The 18,189-nt window shown below is 36.3% G+C and carries 7 protein-coding genes; 6 read left to right on the top strand and 1 reads right to left on the bottom strand.

The window, feature by feature from the left end; all coding sequences use genetic code 11:
* From GQR60_RS07380 to GQR60_RS07360, 5 genes are all read left to right on the top strand, one after another.
* On the top strand, positions 1 to 2,016 hold a 2,016-nt coding region (locus tag GQR60_RS07380; RefSeq protein WP_148096534.1), incomplete at its 5' end, for an RHS repeat domain-containing protein.
* The gene (locus tag GQR60_RS07375; RefSeq protein ID WP_124992311.1) at positions 2,013 to 2,627 is read left to right on the top strand and encodes a hypothetical protein; all 615 of its coding nucleotides are present in this window, start codon (positions 2,013 to 2,015) and stop codon (positions 2,625 to 2,627) included. The genes GQR60_RS07380 and GQR60_RS07375, both read left to right, overlap by 4 nt.
* Positions 2,628 to 2,846: 219 nt before the next feature.
* A complete protein-coding gene (locus tag GQR60_RS07370; protein WP_124992310.1) occupies positions 2,847 to 4,010 on the top strand; it encodes an RHS repeat domain-containing protein in 1,164 nt (387 codons plus the stop codon).
* Positions 4,011 to 4,024: 14 nt separating this feature from the next.
* Complete coding sequence (locus tag GQR60_RS07365) at positions 4,025 to 4,687, top strand: IS3 family transposase (protein WP_124992309.1); 663 nt, start codon at positions 4,025 to 4,027, stop codon at positions 4,685 to 4,687.
* Positions 4,688 to 6,723: 2,036 nt separating this feature from the next.
* Complete coding sequence (locus tag GQR60_RS07360; protein WP_124992308.1) at positions 6,724 to 7,038, top strand: hypothetical protein; 315 nt, start codon at positions 6,724 to 6,726, stop codon at positions 7,036 to 7,038.
* A 616-nt stretch (positions 7,039 to 7,654) separates the two neighbouring features.
* Here GQR60_RS07360 and GQR60_RS07355 read toward each other — a convergent pair.
* Entirely contained in the window at positions 7,655 to 8,107 is a 453-nt protein-coding gene (locus GQR60_RS07355) for a transposase (RefSeq protein WP_124992307.1), read from the bottom strand.
* Between the two features lie 567 nt (positions 8,108 to 8,674).
* Between GQR60_RS07355 and GQR60_RS07345 the strand changes: the two genes are divergently transcribed.
* Positions 8,675 to 18,181, top strand: a complete 9,507-nt coding sequence (locus tag GQR60_RS07345; protein ID WP_124992306.1) for a T9SS type B sorting domain-containing protein — start codon at positions 8,675 to 8,677, stop codon at positions 18,179 to 18,181.
* Positions 18,182 to 18,189: the final 8 nt, after the last annotated feature.

Raw genomic sequence — 18,189 nt, 5'->3', positions numbered from 1 at the left:
CTCAGCTCAGGTGGGCAGGCCTACATAAACAATATCAATTACAATGAAAAAGGGCAGCGCACCGACATTTATTATGCCAATGGAAGTAAAACTCGTTACGTGTACGATGCAAAGACTTTTCGTTTAACACGTTTGCTGACAACGCGAAATACGGGACAGGATATTTTACAGGACCTGAATTATACCTACGATGCCGTTGGCAATATTGTTGAGCAGGTTGACAATGCGCAGCAAACATTTTATTACAGCAATGCGGTAATTGAGCCAAAAGGAAAGTATGAGTACGATGCCCTGTACCGGCTGGTAAAGGCCACAGGACGTGAATTGAACAGCCTGGCCTTACCAACGCACAGCGACTTTGCCAATAACATTGGCCTGCCCAATACCGCGGCCAATGCCATGCAAAACTATACCCACGCGTATAGCTACGATGAATTGGGGAACATGCTGACAGTGAATAGCCAGGATTCCTGGACCCGCAACTATTTTTACAATACCAGTAACAATTACCTGCAGGGACATACTGCCGGATTAAGTGAATATACCTACGATGCCCATGGCAATATGTTGAGCATGCCCCACCTGCAGGCCATGCACTGGGATTACAACGATTGGTTAACAAACGTAGACTTGGATGCAAGTGGTAACAAAGCTTGGTACGTTTACAGTTCGGGCGGAGAACGCGTACGTAAAATTGTGGAAAAAGGAAGTATTCGGGAAGAACGTTATTATTTTGGTGATTACGAAATATATCATAAATTTGTTAACGATTCACTGGAAACGGAGCGAACAACAGTTAATATCTCTGACGATAAGAAAAAGATAGCGACAGCCGAAACGCTCACCATTGATCAAGGTTCTTTGACAGTAAACCCTGTAGCAATAATCCGCTGCCAGTACGACAACCATTTGGGTTCTGCCTCTTTGGAGCTGGATGAAAGTGCGGCTATCATCTCTTACGAGGAATATCATCCTTTTGGAACCTCTTCTTATCGTTCGGGAAGAACAGAGACAGAAACCAGCCAAAAGCGTTACAAGTATGTTGGCAAGGAACGTGATGAGGAGACTGGCTTGTACTATTATGGTTTCCGATACTATGCCGCATGGTTATGCCGGTTTGTGAGTGTGGATCCTTTGCAGTTTGATTATCCTTATTATACGCCTTTTCAGTATGCTGGTAACAAGCCAATCACTTATATTGATTTGGATGGTTTGGAAGAGGCTAAGCCAGATGAGAAAGATAATCCACCTCAACAAAGTGAAGAAAGTACAGGTTGGTATATCCCGAACATTAAAAAGTTTGATTATAATGGTACATGGGTAGATTATGCATCTGCTATAGATAATGGTGTAATTGATCTTTTAAACATTGTCCCTCAGTTATGGAATTCTGGAGTAGCAAATGTTGAAAATTTAGCGAAAGGAACTTGGACTGAAACTATGGGTAACGAACTCAGTGCAATGGGGAAAGGTATAAAAGATTGGGCAGTTGGTTCGTGGAATTACACATTAGATACACCTATTGATAAACAATTTATTGATGCTGGAAAACAACTTATTCAACCCCAAACTTTAGAACTTGCCACTTCGATTTTTGTGGGTTCTAAAATTCCTAGTTTTAAGTTACCAACAGTATCTAAAGGCGTAGGACTTTCTGATGATGTGCTTTTGAATCTTTCAGATGATGCATTTGTTCATATTACACCATCTAAGTATGCGGATAATATTTTAAAGAATGGTTTAGATCCTGCGTATTCAGGGGGTAAATCATATGTAACACGATGGGGTAGTGTTAAGAATGTTAATAATGCTAGTGATTTTAATACAATATTATATAGAAAGAATTTATGGAAAAGTTCAGCTGGTAAATTTGATGGAGGAGCAACAATTCTACAAATAAATGCTAGGCCAACTTTTTTCAGTCCTCGAACTAACTGGACAAACGGAGTCCCACAATATATTTTCACATCTCCAGTTTCTCCAAAATATATAACACCAATTACATCTTTAAAATGAAGAAAGAACTTTTAAATATAATAAATAGCTCAGTTGAACCAGTATATGAACTTGATTTATATATTGAAAAACTAAAAACTTCAAATAGACAAGATTCAGCTTGGTATGCATTAAAAGAAATTGCTTTAGAAGGAGAGCCTAAACAAAGATTTGTTGCATTAACTGTTATATCAGTTAATAAACCAGGTTTTATGGAAGCTTTATCTTTCGAGTTAATTAAGAATAAAAATTATGCAAAAATTGAAACTCTTTTAAAGCCAATTATTAATATATGCTCGATTGTAAAAAATGAAAAGCATATGGATTATTTAATTGAGGTTCTTAATTATTCTATTAAAAACAAGAGAGAATATTTGTTTGAACTTACGTTAAGAAATATTTTAACTACTGAATATTGGAATGAAATTCAGAGTGTAATTGTAGATGTTGTTACTAATTCAGATGATTTAACTATTATTGATTTATTAGCATTTTTCTTAAGTGAAAGAGGAGTTAAAGAGTTTGATAATTTGATTAGCATTTTGCCCCAAGGTGAAATCGAAAGAATTGAAAGATTAAAACCAGAGATTAATAAACGACTTAATGAGTGTTATGAAAGGTTAATTAAATAATATACTAGCTAGTTAGAACTTGCACCCCCCAATCCCGCCAGTTTGTAACTGGTGGTTACTGTAAATAAATACGACAAAGCCCTTTTCTTTAAAGATTAGGGTTTTGTTTTTTCTTGTCTGAATTATGATTTTTGGGATTACTGGATTGTAGGATTTTTTGGCAGTGGTAAAAAGTTAATCTTATAATCTTTAAATCCAACGAATCCTAATTCTGACAATTTGAACGATGCAGGCGGGCAGCCTCTATACTCATGGGACGACCGAAGCCATCAGTTGCGCAGCACTTACGATGCCTTGCGGCGGCTTTTGGCAATGTACATGACAGAGGGGAACAATGCCGAAATAAAAGTGCTGCAGCAAGTGTATGGAACATCCGAAGCTTTGAATAACATAGGTCAGTTGGAATACCAATACGACCAAAGTGCTTGTACGCATTTGGTGAGTTACGATTTTAAAGGCAATCCTGAAATGACAGGCCGTACTTTTTACGTGGATTATCAGGGCTGCCGAAATCTGGATGCCAATCCTGCCTTGCAAACAACAGTTTATGTTTCAACCATTTCTGTAGATGCACTAAACCGCCCTGTAAGTAAAAGCCTGCCCGATGGTTCGGTGGAATCCTACCAGTATAACAAAGCCGGAATGTTGGAAAGCCTCAGCTCAGGTGGGCAGGCCTACATAAACAATATCAATTACAATGAAAAAGGGCAGCGCACCGACATTTATTATGCCAATGGAAGTAAAACTCGTTACGTGTACGATGCAAAGACTTTTCGTTTAACACGTTTGCTGACAACGCGAAATACGGGACAGGATATTTTACAGGACCTGAATTATACCTACGATGCCGTTGGCAATATTGTTGAGCAGGTTGACAATGCGCAGCAAACATTTTATTACAGCAATGCGGTAATTGAGCCAAAAGGAAAGTATGAGTACGATGCCCCGTACCGGCTGGTAAAGGCCACAGGACGTGAATTGAACAGCCTGGCCTTACCAACGCACAGCGACTTTGCCAATAACATTGGCCTGCCCAATACCGCGGCCAATGCCATGCAAAACTATACCCACGCGTATAGCTACGATGAATTGGGGAACATGCTGACAGTGAATAGCCAGGATTCCTGGACCCGCAACTATTTTTACAATACCAGCAACAATTACCTGCAGGGACATACCGCCGGATTAAGTGAATATACCTACGATGCCCATGGCAATATGTTGAGCATGCCACACCTGCAGGCCATGCACTGGGATTACAACGATTGGTTAACAAACGTAGACTTGGATGCAAGTGGTAACAAAGCTTGGTACGTTTACAGTTCGGGCGGAGAACGCGTACGTAAAATTGTGGAAAAAGGAAGTATTTCTATGGTCTCCTAGGAGCCCACGGTTTATTGGTTAAACATCGAAAACGGGGTCCCAAAACAACAAACTCGAATCACTTCTACCGCAAGTTCCCCAACTTGATTCAGGATCTCAAATTATCCAACGCAGGGAAACTATGGGTTAGTGACATAACCTATATTCGAACAGAGATGGTATTTGTTTATTTATCGTTGATTACTGATGCTTACTCCAAGAAAATTGTTGGTTGGTGTTTATGGCCTGATCTGACCAGTGAAGGTGCTCTAAAAGCTCTAAAAATGGCTATTTCAATAGAAGGGATAAAGCAAGGGCTAATTCATCATTCCGATCGGGGAATTCAATACTGTTGCAATGATTACGCGAACTACTTAAAAGGATCTGAAATCGATATTTCAATGACAGAAAAAGGTGATCCCTACGAAAATGCGATTGCTGAAAGAATTAATGGAATTTTGAAACACGAATATGATCTGGCAGATACCTTTACTGATTATCACACTGCTTTAGAGGCAGTAAAAACAACTATTAACAAATACAACAATCAAAGACCGCACAGAAGTGTAGATATGATGTTTCCAAACCAAGCGCATCAAATGACAGGCAGCCTTAAGAAACATTGGAAAAAGAGACAATTTACCAAGAAACAAAATTCAGGAATACCTGAAAAAGGCGTAATGGAAAATCAGGAATAAAATTGAAGAAAGTATGAATTTTCAGAAATTAAGAGACTCCTGGGTTACAATTTTAGGCTTATCTCTGAAACTGTAATGCCGGATCAGAAATAAGAATCTTTTGCGTTTAAGATAGCAGTAAAAAGATTTTTATAAATTTGTTCAACCGTAGATAGATTAAAGAACAATACTACTATCTTAAATTAAGTAATAATCTGTCAAGCTATTTCAGGAGAAGACAATTAGGTAATAATCTGTCAAGCTATTTCAAGAGAAGACAAGGTTTGGTACAAGTTTGAAGTTTTCCGGCACAAGTCTAATCTTTTCCGCCACAAGTTTGAAGTGTTCCGCCGTAAGTCTGACGTGTTCCGGCATAAGTTTAAGGCTTTCCGGCATAAGTCTGACGTGTTCCGCATAAATTTGTTCAACCGTAGATAGATTAAAGAACAATACTACTATCTTAAATTAAGTAATAATCTGTCAAGCTATTTCAGGAGAAGACAATTAGGTAATAATCTGTCAAGCTATTTCAAGAGAAGACAAGGTTTGGTACAAGTTTGAAGTTTTCCGGCACAAGTCTAATCTTTTCCGCCACAAGTTTGAAGTGTTCCGCCGTAAGTCTGACGTGTTCCGGCATAAGTTTAAGGCTTTCCGGCATAAGTCTGAAGTGTTCCGCCACAAGTCTAAGGTTTTCCGGCGCAAGTTTGAAGTGTTCCGGCACAAGTTTGCCATTGCGCGTCGCCGGTAAACCCAAAACTGATGTCGAAAACAGATAAACCTGAAACAACAAGTGCGAAAGTGGGGAGGAGGGAATAAAAAGGAGTGCTTACAAGCAGTGCTCCAACTGCCTCAAATCTATGACTTGTGCTGATAACTAAAAATAGTAAAGCGAAATACATAATTATTAAGAGTAACTGTGTAATCCCCGTTCCTGAGCGAAACGAAATTCGGTGAAGTCAATCTTTTTGTGTGGGTTAAAAAAAGAATATCAAACGATGCATTTATTTAAGTGTGCCCAATCTTTTGATCGGGTGTTTTTTATGCTCTAATGGGTGCTATTTACTTTATCGAACAAAAATTCCAATTCGTATTTCCACGCAACAACTTTGTAAACTGTTACGAGTTTCTGATTAATGCTCCTTTACTCAAAAATCCCCTTCTTACAATGCAAAAGAGGTTCTAAGTTGAACCAAAAGCTGGAAACTTGATGAGTTTTTACCCATGGATATGCCCGTTTTTTTTACGTGTTGTAGTTTTCGATATTTATTTAGTGTCCGAATCGGTTGAGTGAAGCACTTTGCCTTTCAATGTAGTTCCACTCAATTTTTAAATATAAATATTGATAATTTTGTAATTCTATACTTCATCTTTTATGCCCAAAAGATTTTTTTTTTCGACTATTTTTTCAGTAAAGCAGAGACTAAAACCAATAAGTTGAGTTATTTTTTTTTTTGTGGTAAATAATAAACCGTAATTGTCTATAGTACAGTTTATAAGTTAAGTTGTTTTTTGTAAAGAATAACATGTGTTTGTCGATATATTGTATAGTTAAGTAATTCTATATAATGTGATTTGTTTACTATTAATCCCTTCTTCATATTTGTTTAGCTGAAAATAATATCACTCAATAAATAAAATTATAAAAGCACTGTAGATACTTTACTTAAAATGGATTTTATTCTCTTTGTGAATTAAAAGTACGTACAAGGTTGACTGTTTTTTAATAAATAATATCTCAGGTTTTGGTTTGTAATAGAATTAATCCAATGGTAAAGAAATATAAAAAAAGAGAATGGAAATTGTAGGTGTCAATATTACCCTTTTTGAAATTTTCATCATGTATGAAATGTATTTCTTTATAAATGTGCTTTTAAAATGTTGTTGTTACTTAGTGTAATTTATATGTAATCGTTTTTTTGTAGCTAATAAATCTATTTTCTATTCAAACTCTTAATCTATATTTTCAGCTATTTATAATAACAAAGCATCAATTGGTCAAATATTATTTGATTTAAAATGGTGTGAGTATTTCTCAGGATTAAAAAATAAATGTTGAAATGAAAAAATCATTAGAAGAAGCAAATTTAGAATGCGAAAGAGAATTTATCAAAAAAGAAACTAGACGCTCAAGATTAATTGAACGTCGAAACCGATGTTTAATTGCAAGGTATTATTACTGGTCGGAGATAAGAAGATTAAGATTTGACGATGTGTTGGATATACTTCAGGAAGAAGAGTTCTTTATAAAAGATCGAAACATTATGAATATTATAAACACCTCAAATTCCTATCTGGATGGACTTTTAAAAAACGCGACTTCCCCTAAGCAATTGAAAAAAGAATATCCTACATTTAATTGGAGTATAAATTGAATTCAAAAATGTTTAAATTTTATACTGTTTGGTTTTATATTTATTGAAATGCAATTATTGCTAAGTGAACAATGAAAAGGAGTGTCAATTTAATTGTTGCTCCTTTTTATGAATTACTGTATTTATAATTTTAGTAAATTAAGTAAAATATTATTTTATTCCTTCCCTTAACGATAAATAGTTTTAAACAAATACAACAAAAATTGTTGAAGTATTTGACATTATTAATATTTGAATTTAATGATGGTAAAATAAAACGATCTACTTTAGTTTTTTTTAGTTTGATCATGTTTTTACTGACTTTTCATTAACAATTTTTGTGTTGGTAATGGTCACTATAACTATCTTATAGACAAATGTATGACTAGTTTATTCTGATAGGAATCTATTGGCTAAAATAACTTTTTTACGAAAATGGGGAGTGCAAAGTAAAAAGTTAAGTTTTTATTGATTGGGGTTAAGTTTTCAGGTTCTTTTGAGTAGATGTTTAGCTTTCACTAAAACTTTGGAAAAGAGCTCCCATATTTTCTGCTTGATCCGTTTTGTGTCAAAGTAATGAGAAACTATCAGGAAAAAAAAGAGGCTGTCCAATTTACTTTTGGGACAGCCTCTTTTTTTAATAGTTTATTGGGGATGATGAATAACTTTTTATATTTCTGTTGCTGAGATGGGGTAAATTGGCTCTATTTCTTCTTTTCGGATAATTATGAAAACGCTGGTCTATCATCAGCCGCTTTAAAGTTATGGTGTGAGTTTGACGCAATATTATTCCTTCTTGTTTTGCTGTTTTGTTAATCCACTCAATTATTAGTTTGTGTAGTTTTGCATCTGTTGGATAAGTGATATTCTTTTCTTGTACGGTACTGTCAATTAACACTTCTTTTTCCTGAGCCTCTTTGCTAAATAATTGGATTGATACTTTTAATAATTTTTCTACCCCGTCTTTACCGATACGCTTTCTAAAATGTATAAATTCTGTTGGATTAAAGGGTTTTTGTGTTTGAAAAACATTCTCTCTGCTAAAATACTGCCAGTAGGGATTCTTAATCCATCTGTCAACTTGCCACATCACTTAAATTATAAATGTGTTTTAGCAATAGCAAACCTACCATTCTACGGATAGGAACTGACGGGCGTTCTATCTTTGAATAATAAACAGAGAACCCTTTCTCTATCTAGTCCCAATCTATTTTTCAGGATAAAATACATAACTCATGCTTTAAATTGATGAACCTTTCCATGGGTGTGTCAAAAATACTTAACTGAGATGTTTTATCTTGTTTTCCAACCTTATCAGCAAGCTTTATGTCTAAAATACATATTTACTTGCAAATTTAGAAACCTAAAAAGTTTATCTATTGGTTATCAGAATTATAATGCTTTTTTAAAGTCCGACTAGTTATGCTTATTAGTGTCTAAAATTATTTAAACGAAACTCTCACGAATATAATGTGTTAAAATAAGATTTTGGCTGAAAGAAATATTCTAGGGTAATAAATAATATGTTGAAATTTTTTGCCAAATTTGAAACTTATTTATTTTTCTTTCGTCAAAGCAAAAGATTCTTTAACGCAAAGGAATATATGTTTCTACCTAAGGTCAATTAAGATGTCGATTTATAGGAAAACCGATTATTATGAAAAGAAATGGAGCAAGTCTACTACTAATATTATTTTTACAATTAACATATTTATCTGTAGAAGCAAGTGATTTCTACTGGATTGGCGGTTCTGGTAATTTCAATGATATAGAGCATTGGAGTGATCAGCCAGGCGGAAAGGTAAACCCTGGTGCCCTCTTGCCGGATAAAGATGATAATGTGTATTTTGATGAATTTTCTTTTCCAGATCCGGGAGCAGAAGTGGTAATTACTAGTGTGGCGCGTTGTTTGAATATGTATTGGGGCAATGTACAAAACATGCCTGCTCTGAAAACGGATAATAATATTGCGCATTATTTGGTAATTTACGGAGGAGTGAAATTTAATACCCAGATGATCATTGACCTTGATCGTCCTCTTTATTTTAGAGCGAATACTCTTGGCAATGTTATTGATTTTGGAGGAAATTCATTTAATGGAGATTTCTATTTTGACAACAATGGAGGTTGGAGAATTACCAGTGAAATGAATCTGCTTGATAATACGGTTTATTTTAATCAGGGAACCTTAAGTATTGAAGCAGAATTAACCTGTGGAAGTCTTGTTGCTGAAAACCCGGTATCCAGAGAGCTCTATTTAAATTCTTCAATAATTAATCTTCAAAAAAGCGGAACATCCGTTTTGTCTGTCCAAACAGATAATTTAAATCTGTATCCGGGAAATTCAAAAATAATTGTTAGTTCAGCAAATTCAACAATTGAAACAACCGGAACTAAACGAGTTGATTTTTATGATGTTCTTTTTCAAGGGAACAATGGAGCAATAGAAAGTAATGTTACTCTTACCTCTTTTAACGATATAACATTTGAGCTGGATGGAAGTTTAAAAGGGGAAAACGATATTCAGAATTTGATTTTTACTGCTGGTCACAGTTATTCCATTTACGATGGCACTCAAAATATAAAAACTAAGTTTGAGGCTCTGGGAGAATGTTATGCCTATATTTATATTACAGGAGATGTTCTTGGTGGAAATATTTCGGCCGAATTGGTTAATCTAAATTATTTAAAGGTTAAAAATATCAACGCAAGTGGAAATGCGGTTCCATTTTTGGCTAATAACTCCTATAACTTAGACGGGAATAATGCGAGTTGGAATTTTGTTGCACCATCTTCCGCAGATTATACCTGGACAGGAGGAGCAGGTGATGGTATGTGGGGAACACCAGGCAACTGGGATTCGGGTTGTGTGCCATCCAGAAATAATAGTGTAATAATACCAGCCACCTTTGTAGTAGCTATTGATATTCCAGCAGAATGTAAAAGCCTTACTATTGATGATAATGCGACTTTAGAAGGATCAAATAATTTAGCAATTTTTGGATCTCTGGCAGCAGGAAACTGTACCTGGGTTTTTGATGGAGAAACACAGTTTGATGGAGGTAACATAACAAACACAATAACAATAAATTCGGTTCTTACAGGATCTGTATCTTTTATTGGCGATGGAGAATGGACTCTTAATACAAACATTACTGTTGCAAATAATCTGGAGTTGTTTAAAGGTAAATTGCATGTTAATGGAAATCGATTAACCGTAGGACAATTCGTTTCTACAAGTACTTATAACCGGGAATTGGATTTACTTAATTCAAATGTGGATATTACCGATGGGGTTTCACGTTCATGGAATATTTCGGGTAGCAATTTTACACTTATCAGTAACAACTCTGAAATTCGATTCCTATCGGACGGAGCAGAACTCTACAATAATTCTTCCGATTTTATTATTTATGGAAGAGTAGTTTTTAATTTTCCTGATGGTCAGACATTTTTAACGAATGAAGGATTTGAGCCGACTTTTGAGTCTCTTGAGTTTAAAGGGAATGCTAAATTATTTGGTAATCATCAGTTTGATCAACTAATTTTCACCAAGGGTAAATCTTATCTTTTTAATGTTGGCAGTAAACAGAAAATTACAAAAGCGGATGGTTTGATTGCTCACGGTACGTGTTCTGAATATATTTCTTTTAAAGGAGAAAATGGTGTTGCTTATTTTGATTGTGACGTGTCGTCATCTGATCTTTATCGGTTAAGAATCGAGGATGTAAATGTTATTGGAGGAATTGGTTCGTTAACTGCAAATGAATCGATAGGTATTTCTGGATATGATGGATGGGTTTTTCCTGACGATTTAACCGGAGGTACTGTTTATTGGACAGGAAATATTGATAATGATTGGTTTAAGGCTGGAAACTGGTTGGGAGGATGTTTACCAAACCGAAAAGATGTGGTTATTTTCGAAGATGCGAAAGTCTTAAACAGTTATGAAGTAAATATATCTAAAAAAGGGAGTTCAGCAGAGTGTTTGGATATGATCTGGACGAATGCCAATTTAATGAGTTTCACAGGAGATCAGCCAATATGTATTTTTGGAAGTCTGGATTTTTCGGGCATGGTAAATGTCAATTATTCATATTCAGGTGATTTTTATTTTAAATCAGAGAATCCTTCCAATATTAATGCGGGGACAGTAGATTTACTTAGCGATCTCGTTTTTGAAGGAACTAAACAAGATGATGATTCCTGGCTTGCAGGAAGCTGGACTTTGAATAGCGGATTGAAGACATCAGGTACAATTCTTTTAGAGAATGGAGATCTGAACTCTAATAACCAGGATATTGAGGCTGTTGGTTTTATTTCTAATTTTGGTGTAGCTAATACAAGATCATTAACATTAGGATCTTCGACATTTAAATTGGAACAATTTGAAATTTCTCCTGACGGATTTACTTTTGATGCTGGTACTTCGGAGATAATATTTACTACAGGAGGCGATTTGATTGTTTCAAAAGGAGCTGTTCCGGTAACATTCTATAATGTTACTTTCGATGATGCTGATGGAAATGCCTACATAGATACTTACTCAGACGACATTTATTTTAACAATATAGTATTAAATGGAAATACTTATTTTAGAAAAAAGAATGTTTCTGAAATAAGTTTTGTTGCCGAAAGTATTCAATTGGCTGTTGGGAAAACCTATGTGTTTGAAAGTAGTCAGACCTTTGTGCTTGGTAATGTAATTGCTAACGGAGCCTGCGAAGGAACTATTGATATAACAGGCTCGCGTGCCGATCCTGCAATTTTTAAAGCGAAGACTGGTGCAACTAATATAACAGTAAATTCGGTTAATATTTTAAATGTAAATGCTGAGCCTGCAGATACATTTGTTGCAAATGCTTCAATAAACCTGGGGGGCGCTGACGGTTGGAAATTTGAAAATGAACCATCAGGAACCAATTTGTATTGGGTTGGCGGAACAGGAAATTGGGATGATCCAAATCATTGGTCAACGGTTTCCGGTATTAAATCGGGAGGTTGTGTGCCAACAGCAAAAGATAATGTATTTTTTGATGACGGTTCATTTACAGATACAGAACAAACAGTATATACTGGAGCCAGTGATATTCGTTGCCGAACAATGGATTGGACTGGATCTGAAGCCGCGAGACCGAATTTTGAAATGGGTGCAACTGATATTTCAGGTGTTTATATTTATGGTTCTCTTATTTTCAATTCGGCTGTAGATATTAATCTATCTGCAGTGGTTAATTTTTACTTTAGAGCAACCGAACTTCAGGAGATAAATACATTTGGATATGTGTTTCCAAATATTGTTGAGTTTGATGGGAATGGCGGAGAGTGGAAATTACTCGATGATATGATCATGGAAGGTGATTGTTTCATCCGCTACGGTAAATTAGTAACCGATGGTTTCGATTTGGAATGTAAAAGTATCACCTCTATTGATCCGACTGATAGTGTTAATTCAAGAGGATTAGACATAAGAAATTCACAGGTTAAAATTACTGGAAGAGAAGATGTAATCGGTAGTTCTGTTTATTTTAACCTTGCTGATGCCTATGCTGATCTTGGATTTGAGTTATTGTCGGATAATAGTACAATAACCTTTACAAATAATGCAAAAGTATCAATTATAGGTGCTGCGTCTCATAATATTAACTTTAATAAAATAGTTTTTGAGGATGAGGGCGAATTTTCAGCATACGATGTCCCTGGTTTTGTGCCTTATGTTAAATATATTCAATTTAAAAATAATGGTAAAGTTACTGGTAATGATAAATTTGGAACAGTCGAATTGGGTAGGGGGTTTGAATTCAAGTTTCAGAATGGCAAAACGTATGAAATGGATTACCTTCTTGCTGAAGGAAGTTGTTTCGCTCCAATATCGTTGCATTCTACGAAAGATACTAAACAAACTACCATACTTGCGGCAAATAATGTGACAGGTAATTTCCTTGAACTGAAAGATATTAATGGCGATGGCTCAAAAGGAGCAAATTATACTGCAGCAAATTCATTTGATTTAGGGAATGTTACAGGTTGGATAACTGATGGAGCAATTGCTCCAATCGCTTTATACTGGGTTGGAAAGGGAACCGACGATAGCTGGAACAATCACGAGAACTGGAGTCGTACCCAGGATGGCAGCGAAGAAGGTTGTGTGCCTACCTTAAACGATGATGTTTTCTTTACTGCGAATTCATTTTTAGGAAGCAAATTTGTAGAGCTAAGCGTTGCCGGAAAATGCCACAGCATGACCTGGAATGATGATGTAGATCCTGGTGCAAGCTTTACTGTTGACGCGACTCTTCAAATTGGCGGATTCATGGATTTAACAGAGACGATGTCATTGAGTATGCGAGGTGTTTTTGACTTTGTTGGAGATGGATTGGCAGGTGATAAATTTGTTGATTTTGCCAATAAATCGATGAATGGTGATGTGATCTTTAATGGAGATGCACAGTCATGGGTTTGGAATTCGAGTTTGATCACTTCCGGTGATTTGTATTTGGAGAGTGGTTCTGTTACAACAAAAGGTAATGATTTTACTGTCGGACGATTCAGCTCATTGTCTTTGGGTGATCCTGATGCGGTTCGTAAGTTTGATATGAGCGGTTCTATCGTAACTGTTATTTCCGATCAGCCAACAGGCTGGAACATGAAGATGAATACTACAGGAGGATTGAATTTTATTGCAGCAAATACAAAAATTACATTTGCCAATGGAGGCGGAATTTATTGTGAAACCAATACTGATGTGACGTTTGGTTTTGTTGATTTTATGAATAATGGGATTATAAGAATAAAAGGAGCAGGACAAGGATATTTTGGTTCTGTGACTTTCTTTGAGCAAGGACAAATTTATGGTGATAATACTTTTACCAATTTGGAATTCACGCTTGGATATGAAAACAATACCATTGAATCAGGAAAAACGATTACCGTTATTTATGATTTAAAAATGGAAGGTGTACGATGTTCTTATGCTTTCCTAAAAGCAAGTACTCCTGGGGTTAAGGCGTTTATATATAAACCATCAGGATTGTTTGGTAAAATTTACAATGCTGCCTTAACAGATATTGCGGGAACATCAGGTTCTGGGGGAGATCATCCTGTGAATTACCATTTTGATAATGATAACACTACAGGTTTCGTTTTGGTACCGAGTGCCCCCGGAGGAAGTGAGGATCCACCGTCTTTTGAAGGTAGCTTCGACCAGCCTCGTGAAGAGTGGTGCAGTGATGTTGCCGTTTTGGATCATGTAAAGGGTTTTCCTATTAACAGCAAAACAACATTCCAATGGTATTATAGTGCAGATGGAACGGTTGGAACTTATACAGCCCTGTCAGGTGAAACCAATGCTGTAATTGAAGTTACTGTTTCAGGATTCTACAAAGTTGAAGTGATTTATGGTTATAATACTGTAGCGAAAGATGGTTCTTTGTGTAAAATTGAATCTGTTATTGAGGTTCAGTTAGGAACCAAATCGAATGTTTCCCTGGAAATTACAGCCAATAATGTAAAATGTTTTGGGCAGGGAAATGGACGAGTTGTTGCCAAAGTCGCAAATATTCAGTATCCGGAATATAAATTTTTCTGGAAAGATGAGGCAGGAATTGATTTTTCAGCATCAACATCAACCAACAAAACAACTTGGGAAAGTACAGCATTAAACTTAACACCTGGTAAGTACAGTATTACTGTAGCCGATGGAAAGAATTGTGAATTTGATACTATCGTAAATATATTTGATGCTTATGAATTGCTAATCGATAGTATTGCAACAAAGGATTTGACTTGTTTTACGATTCCAGAAGGAGAGATTTTAGTTGCAGCCTCCGGAGGTACCGGGAACCTATCTTACTTTTTAGATAATGTAGTTCAGGCAAATGAAAATATTACAGGATTGTATTCCGGTGACTACAAAGTTCATGTTTCGGATGAGAACCTATGTCTAACTCCTGAGCAGGATATTACTTTGAATTCAAATCCTGAGATTGTAATGGATCTGAACGGAACTGACTTGCTTTGTTATAATGATAATAATGGATTGTTTAATCCAATTGTTACCGGAGGTGTAGCTGATTATACTTACGTTTGGACGGGGCCGGCCGGATACGCGGCAACAACAGCTAATATTTCAGGCTTGGCAGGGGGAACTTATCAATTAACAGTTACTGATGCAGTTAATTGTCCTTCGGTTTTGAGTCAGGAATTGATTGAACCAAAGGAATTAATTACGAACGAATTAACAATTGAAGCTGCAAATTGTAATGGAGAAAGTTCCGGTGAGATTTTTGTTGAAGCAGCTCAGGGGACTCCAAACTATCAATATTATTTAGATGGAGTTGAAAGTCCAACAGGTATTTTTTCTAACCTGGCTCCAAAAGATTATGCACTTCGAATTGTTGATGCAAACTCATGTGTGTTTGAACAAAATGTTACGGTTACTGAGCCGGGGGAAATAGGATTCTTAATTGAAGATATTGTATTGCCAACATGTAAGAATATCAATGATGGTATTGTTAGAATCACACCTTATGGTGGTAATAGTGGCTACAGGTACAGCTGGTCAGGACCAAGCGATTATCGGTCATATTCTCAAAATATTGAAAATGTTGTTGCCGGTGATTATAGTTTGCTGATTACTGATAAGAATAACTGCTCTTCTGAGAACGGTGTAGACTTAAATTTAGGTTTGAGCATCCAGTTGGGCTTAGTTGTAGAACAACACATTAAAGTTGCAGGAACCAAAAATGGTATTCTTTCTATTGAAACTTTGGAAGGTACAATTCCTTATAGTTTTACCGTTACAGGGCCAGGAGGATATTCATCTGTTAGTCCTGATAATTACGATGACAACAGTTTCTTGATTGAGAATCTGGCAGGAGGTGTTTATACCGTTGTCGCAACAGACGCTTCCGGATGTTCAACAGTGAAAAAATCGATAATAATTGAAGAACCAGAAATGGCCTTCGCTTATATTGAGGAAAGACAAGCTGTGGGTTGTGCAGGAAGTCCTGTGGGAGAATTAAGGGCACATGCCAAAGGAGGTAATGGAACATTTACTTATACTTGGTCTGGGCCTGCCGGATACAGTGGAACAGGAGAAACAATTTCGGGATTAGCCGCAGGCATTTATACTGTTACAGCAACTTCGGCTGGTCAATCGGCAACTAATACTTATGAATTATTAGCTCCGGATCCTTTGTTGGCCAGTGTGGCAAATGTTGAAAATGTAAGTTGTAACAATGCCGCTGATGGTGAGATTGAATTGGATGTGAATTTTGGATCGGCAGATTACACAATAGCATGGACTAATGGAGCTGGATTTTTATCGTCGGCAAAACATATTTTAGATCTGGAGCCTGGCACATATGATTATGCCATAACTTCAGAATATGGATGTCCTCCTGTTTTAGGAAGTCAGGCTATCACAGAACCAACTTCACTTGCATTGACTGTAACTCCGATTGATATTTCTGTCGTAGGTTTGCGTGATGGAGAGATTTCGGCAACAGTTACCGGAGGAACTCCTCCTTATATTTTCTTGATATCAGGACCAAATGGATATTCTTATGCTGAATCAAACGTATCTGAAAAAATTTCAGTTGATGGCTTGGAGATGGGCGTTTATGACGTTGTTGTATTAGATGCGAATGAGTGCAGAATTGAAGATTCTAAAAAGGTTCATGAACCGGAGAAATTGCTCTTGTTTGTAACTTCAAATACAGATATTACCTGTCCGGGAGGAAATGATGGTGCTGTAACCGTGGATGTTTTAGGAGAAAGTGATCCTAAAAATTTAACTTATTCATGGACAGGAGATAACTATTTTAGAAGTACAGATAAAGATGTTTCCGGTTTAAAAGCTGGTAATTATACTGTTACAGTATACGATTCGGCTGGTGATCCCGGCTATGAAAGTCAGAGTTTGCAGGTTGTGGTTAATGAACCAGACAAGCTTGTTGCTGAATTCTGGAAGAAAGATATTTCCTGTTTTGGAAGGACTGACGGTTACATTAATCTGCATCCGAAAGGAGGAACTCCGGGTTATACCTACTTATGGGGAGGAACGGGTGTTATCGGGACAAATGAAGATCAGCAAGGACTTTCAGAAGGAACATATACAGTTCAGATTACAGATGGGAATGGTTGTAAATCTGAAATAACTCCTATTGAGATTGTAGAACCAAAGCAGGTTTTTGTTACAGTTTCAGATTTCTACGAACCAACATGCTATGGTTTGGAAGATGGCTGGATTAAATTGGATATTTCAGAAGGAACCGGACCATATTTGGTTAATTGGGATAATTATGGTAGTATCACTAAAGATATATTTGACATAGAAGCAGGTGATTATTCGTTTGTGGTAGTTGATAATAATGGATGTGAAACTTCGGGATCTAAGTTGTTGAACCAGCCGGATACATTGATCGCTGAAATTAATGATTATCAGGATATATTGTGTTATGGAACAAATTCAGGAAGTGCAACCGTTGATATATTAGGAGGAACACCAAACTATACAATCGAATGGTCGGATGGTCAGGAAACAGATATCGCTTCAGATTTAATTATTGGGACTTACGATGTTAAGGTTGTTGATAAGCATGGATGTTCAGATGTCGCCAGTGTGGAGCTCGTTCAGCCAGAGGCTTTGAATTTGGAAGCCGAAGCCAGTCGCCCAACTACAGTTGATGCCAATGATGGTTCCATTCGAATTGATGTTACCGGAGGAGTTTTAGATTATACCATTAATTGGTCTGATCAGGATTTGAATCCATATTATGGAACAAGTATTGAGGATTTGGGAAGAGGTACTTATATAGTAAGTGTAATTGATAAAAATAATTGTCAGTTAGATTCAACAATTGTACTTGAATATTTATATGAAAACAGAATAACAATACCAAAAGCATTTACGCCAAATAATGACAGCTATAATGATTATTGGGATATTGATAGAATCGAGTTTGTACAAAACCTTAAGATTGTAATTTACGATCGATGGGGTAAAGCAGTTTATAAGTTTAGTGGAACTGGTAATCAGTATCGCGGTACCCCATGGACTGGTGCCGATGGAAATACTAATTTACCAATAGGTTCTTACTATTATGCTGTGGAACTTGATGATGAAAAGCCAATACTGGGAACTGTAACAATTCTCCGTTAAACGATAAT

The sequence above is a fragment of the Labilibaculum euxinicum genome (assembly GCF_009795715.1).
Lineage (GTDB): Bacteria > Bacteroidota > Bacteroidia > Bacteroidales > Marinifilaceae > Labilibaculum > Labilibaculum euxinus.
The sequence above is the reverse complement of the archived record's forward strand: the minus strand, read 5'-3'. Positions and strand labels throughout refer to the sequence as shown.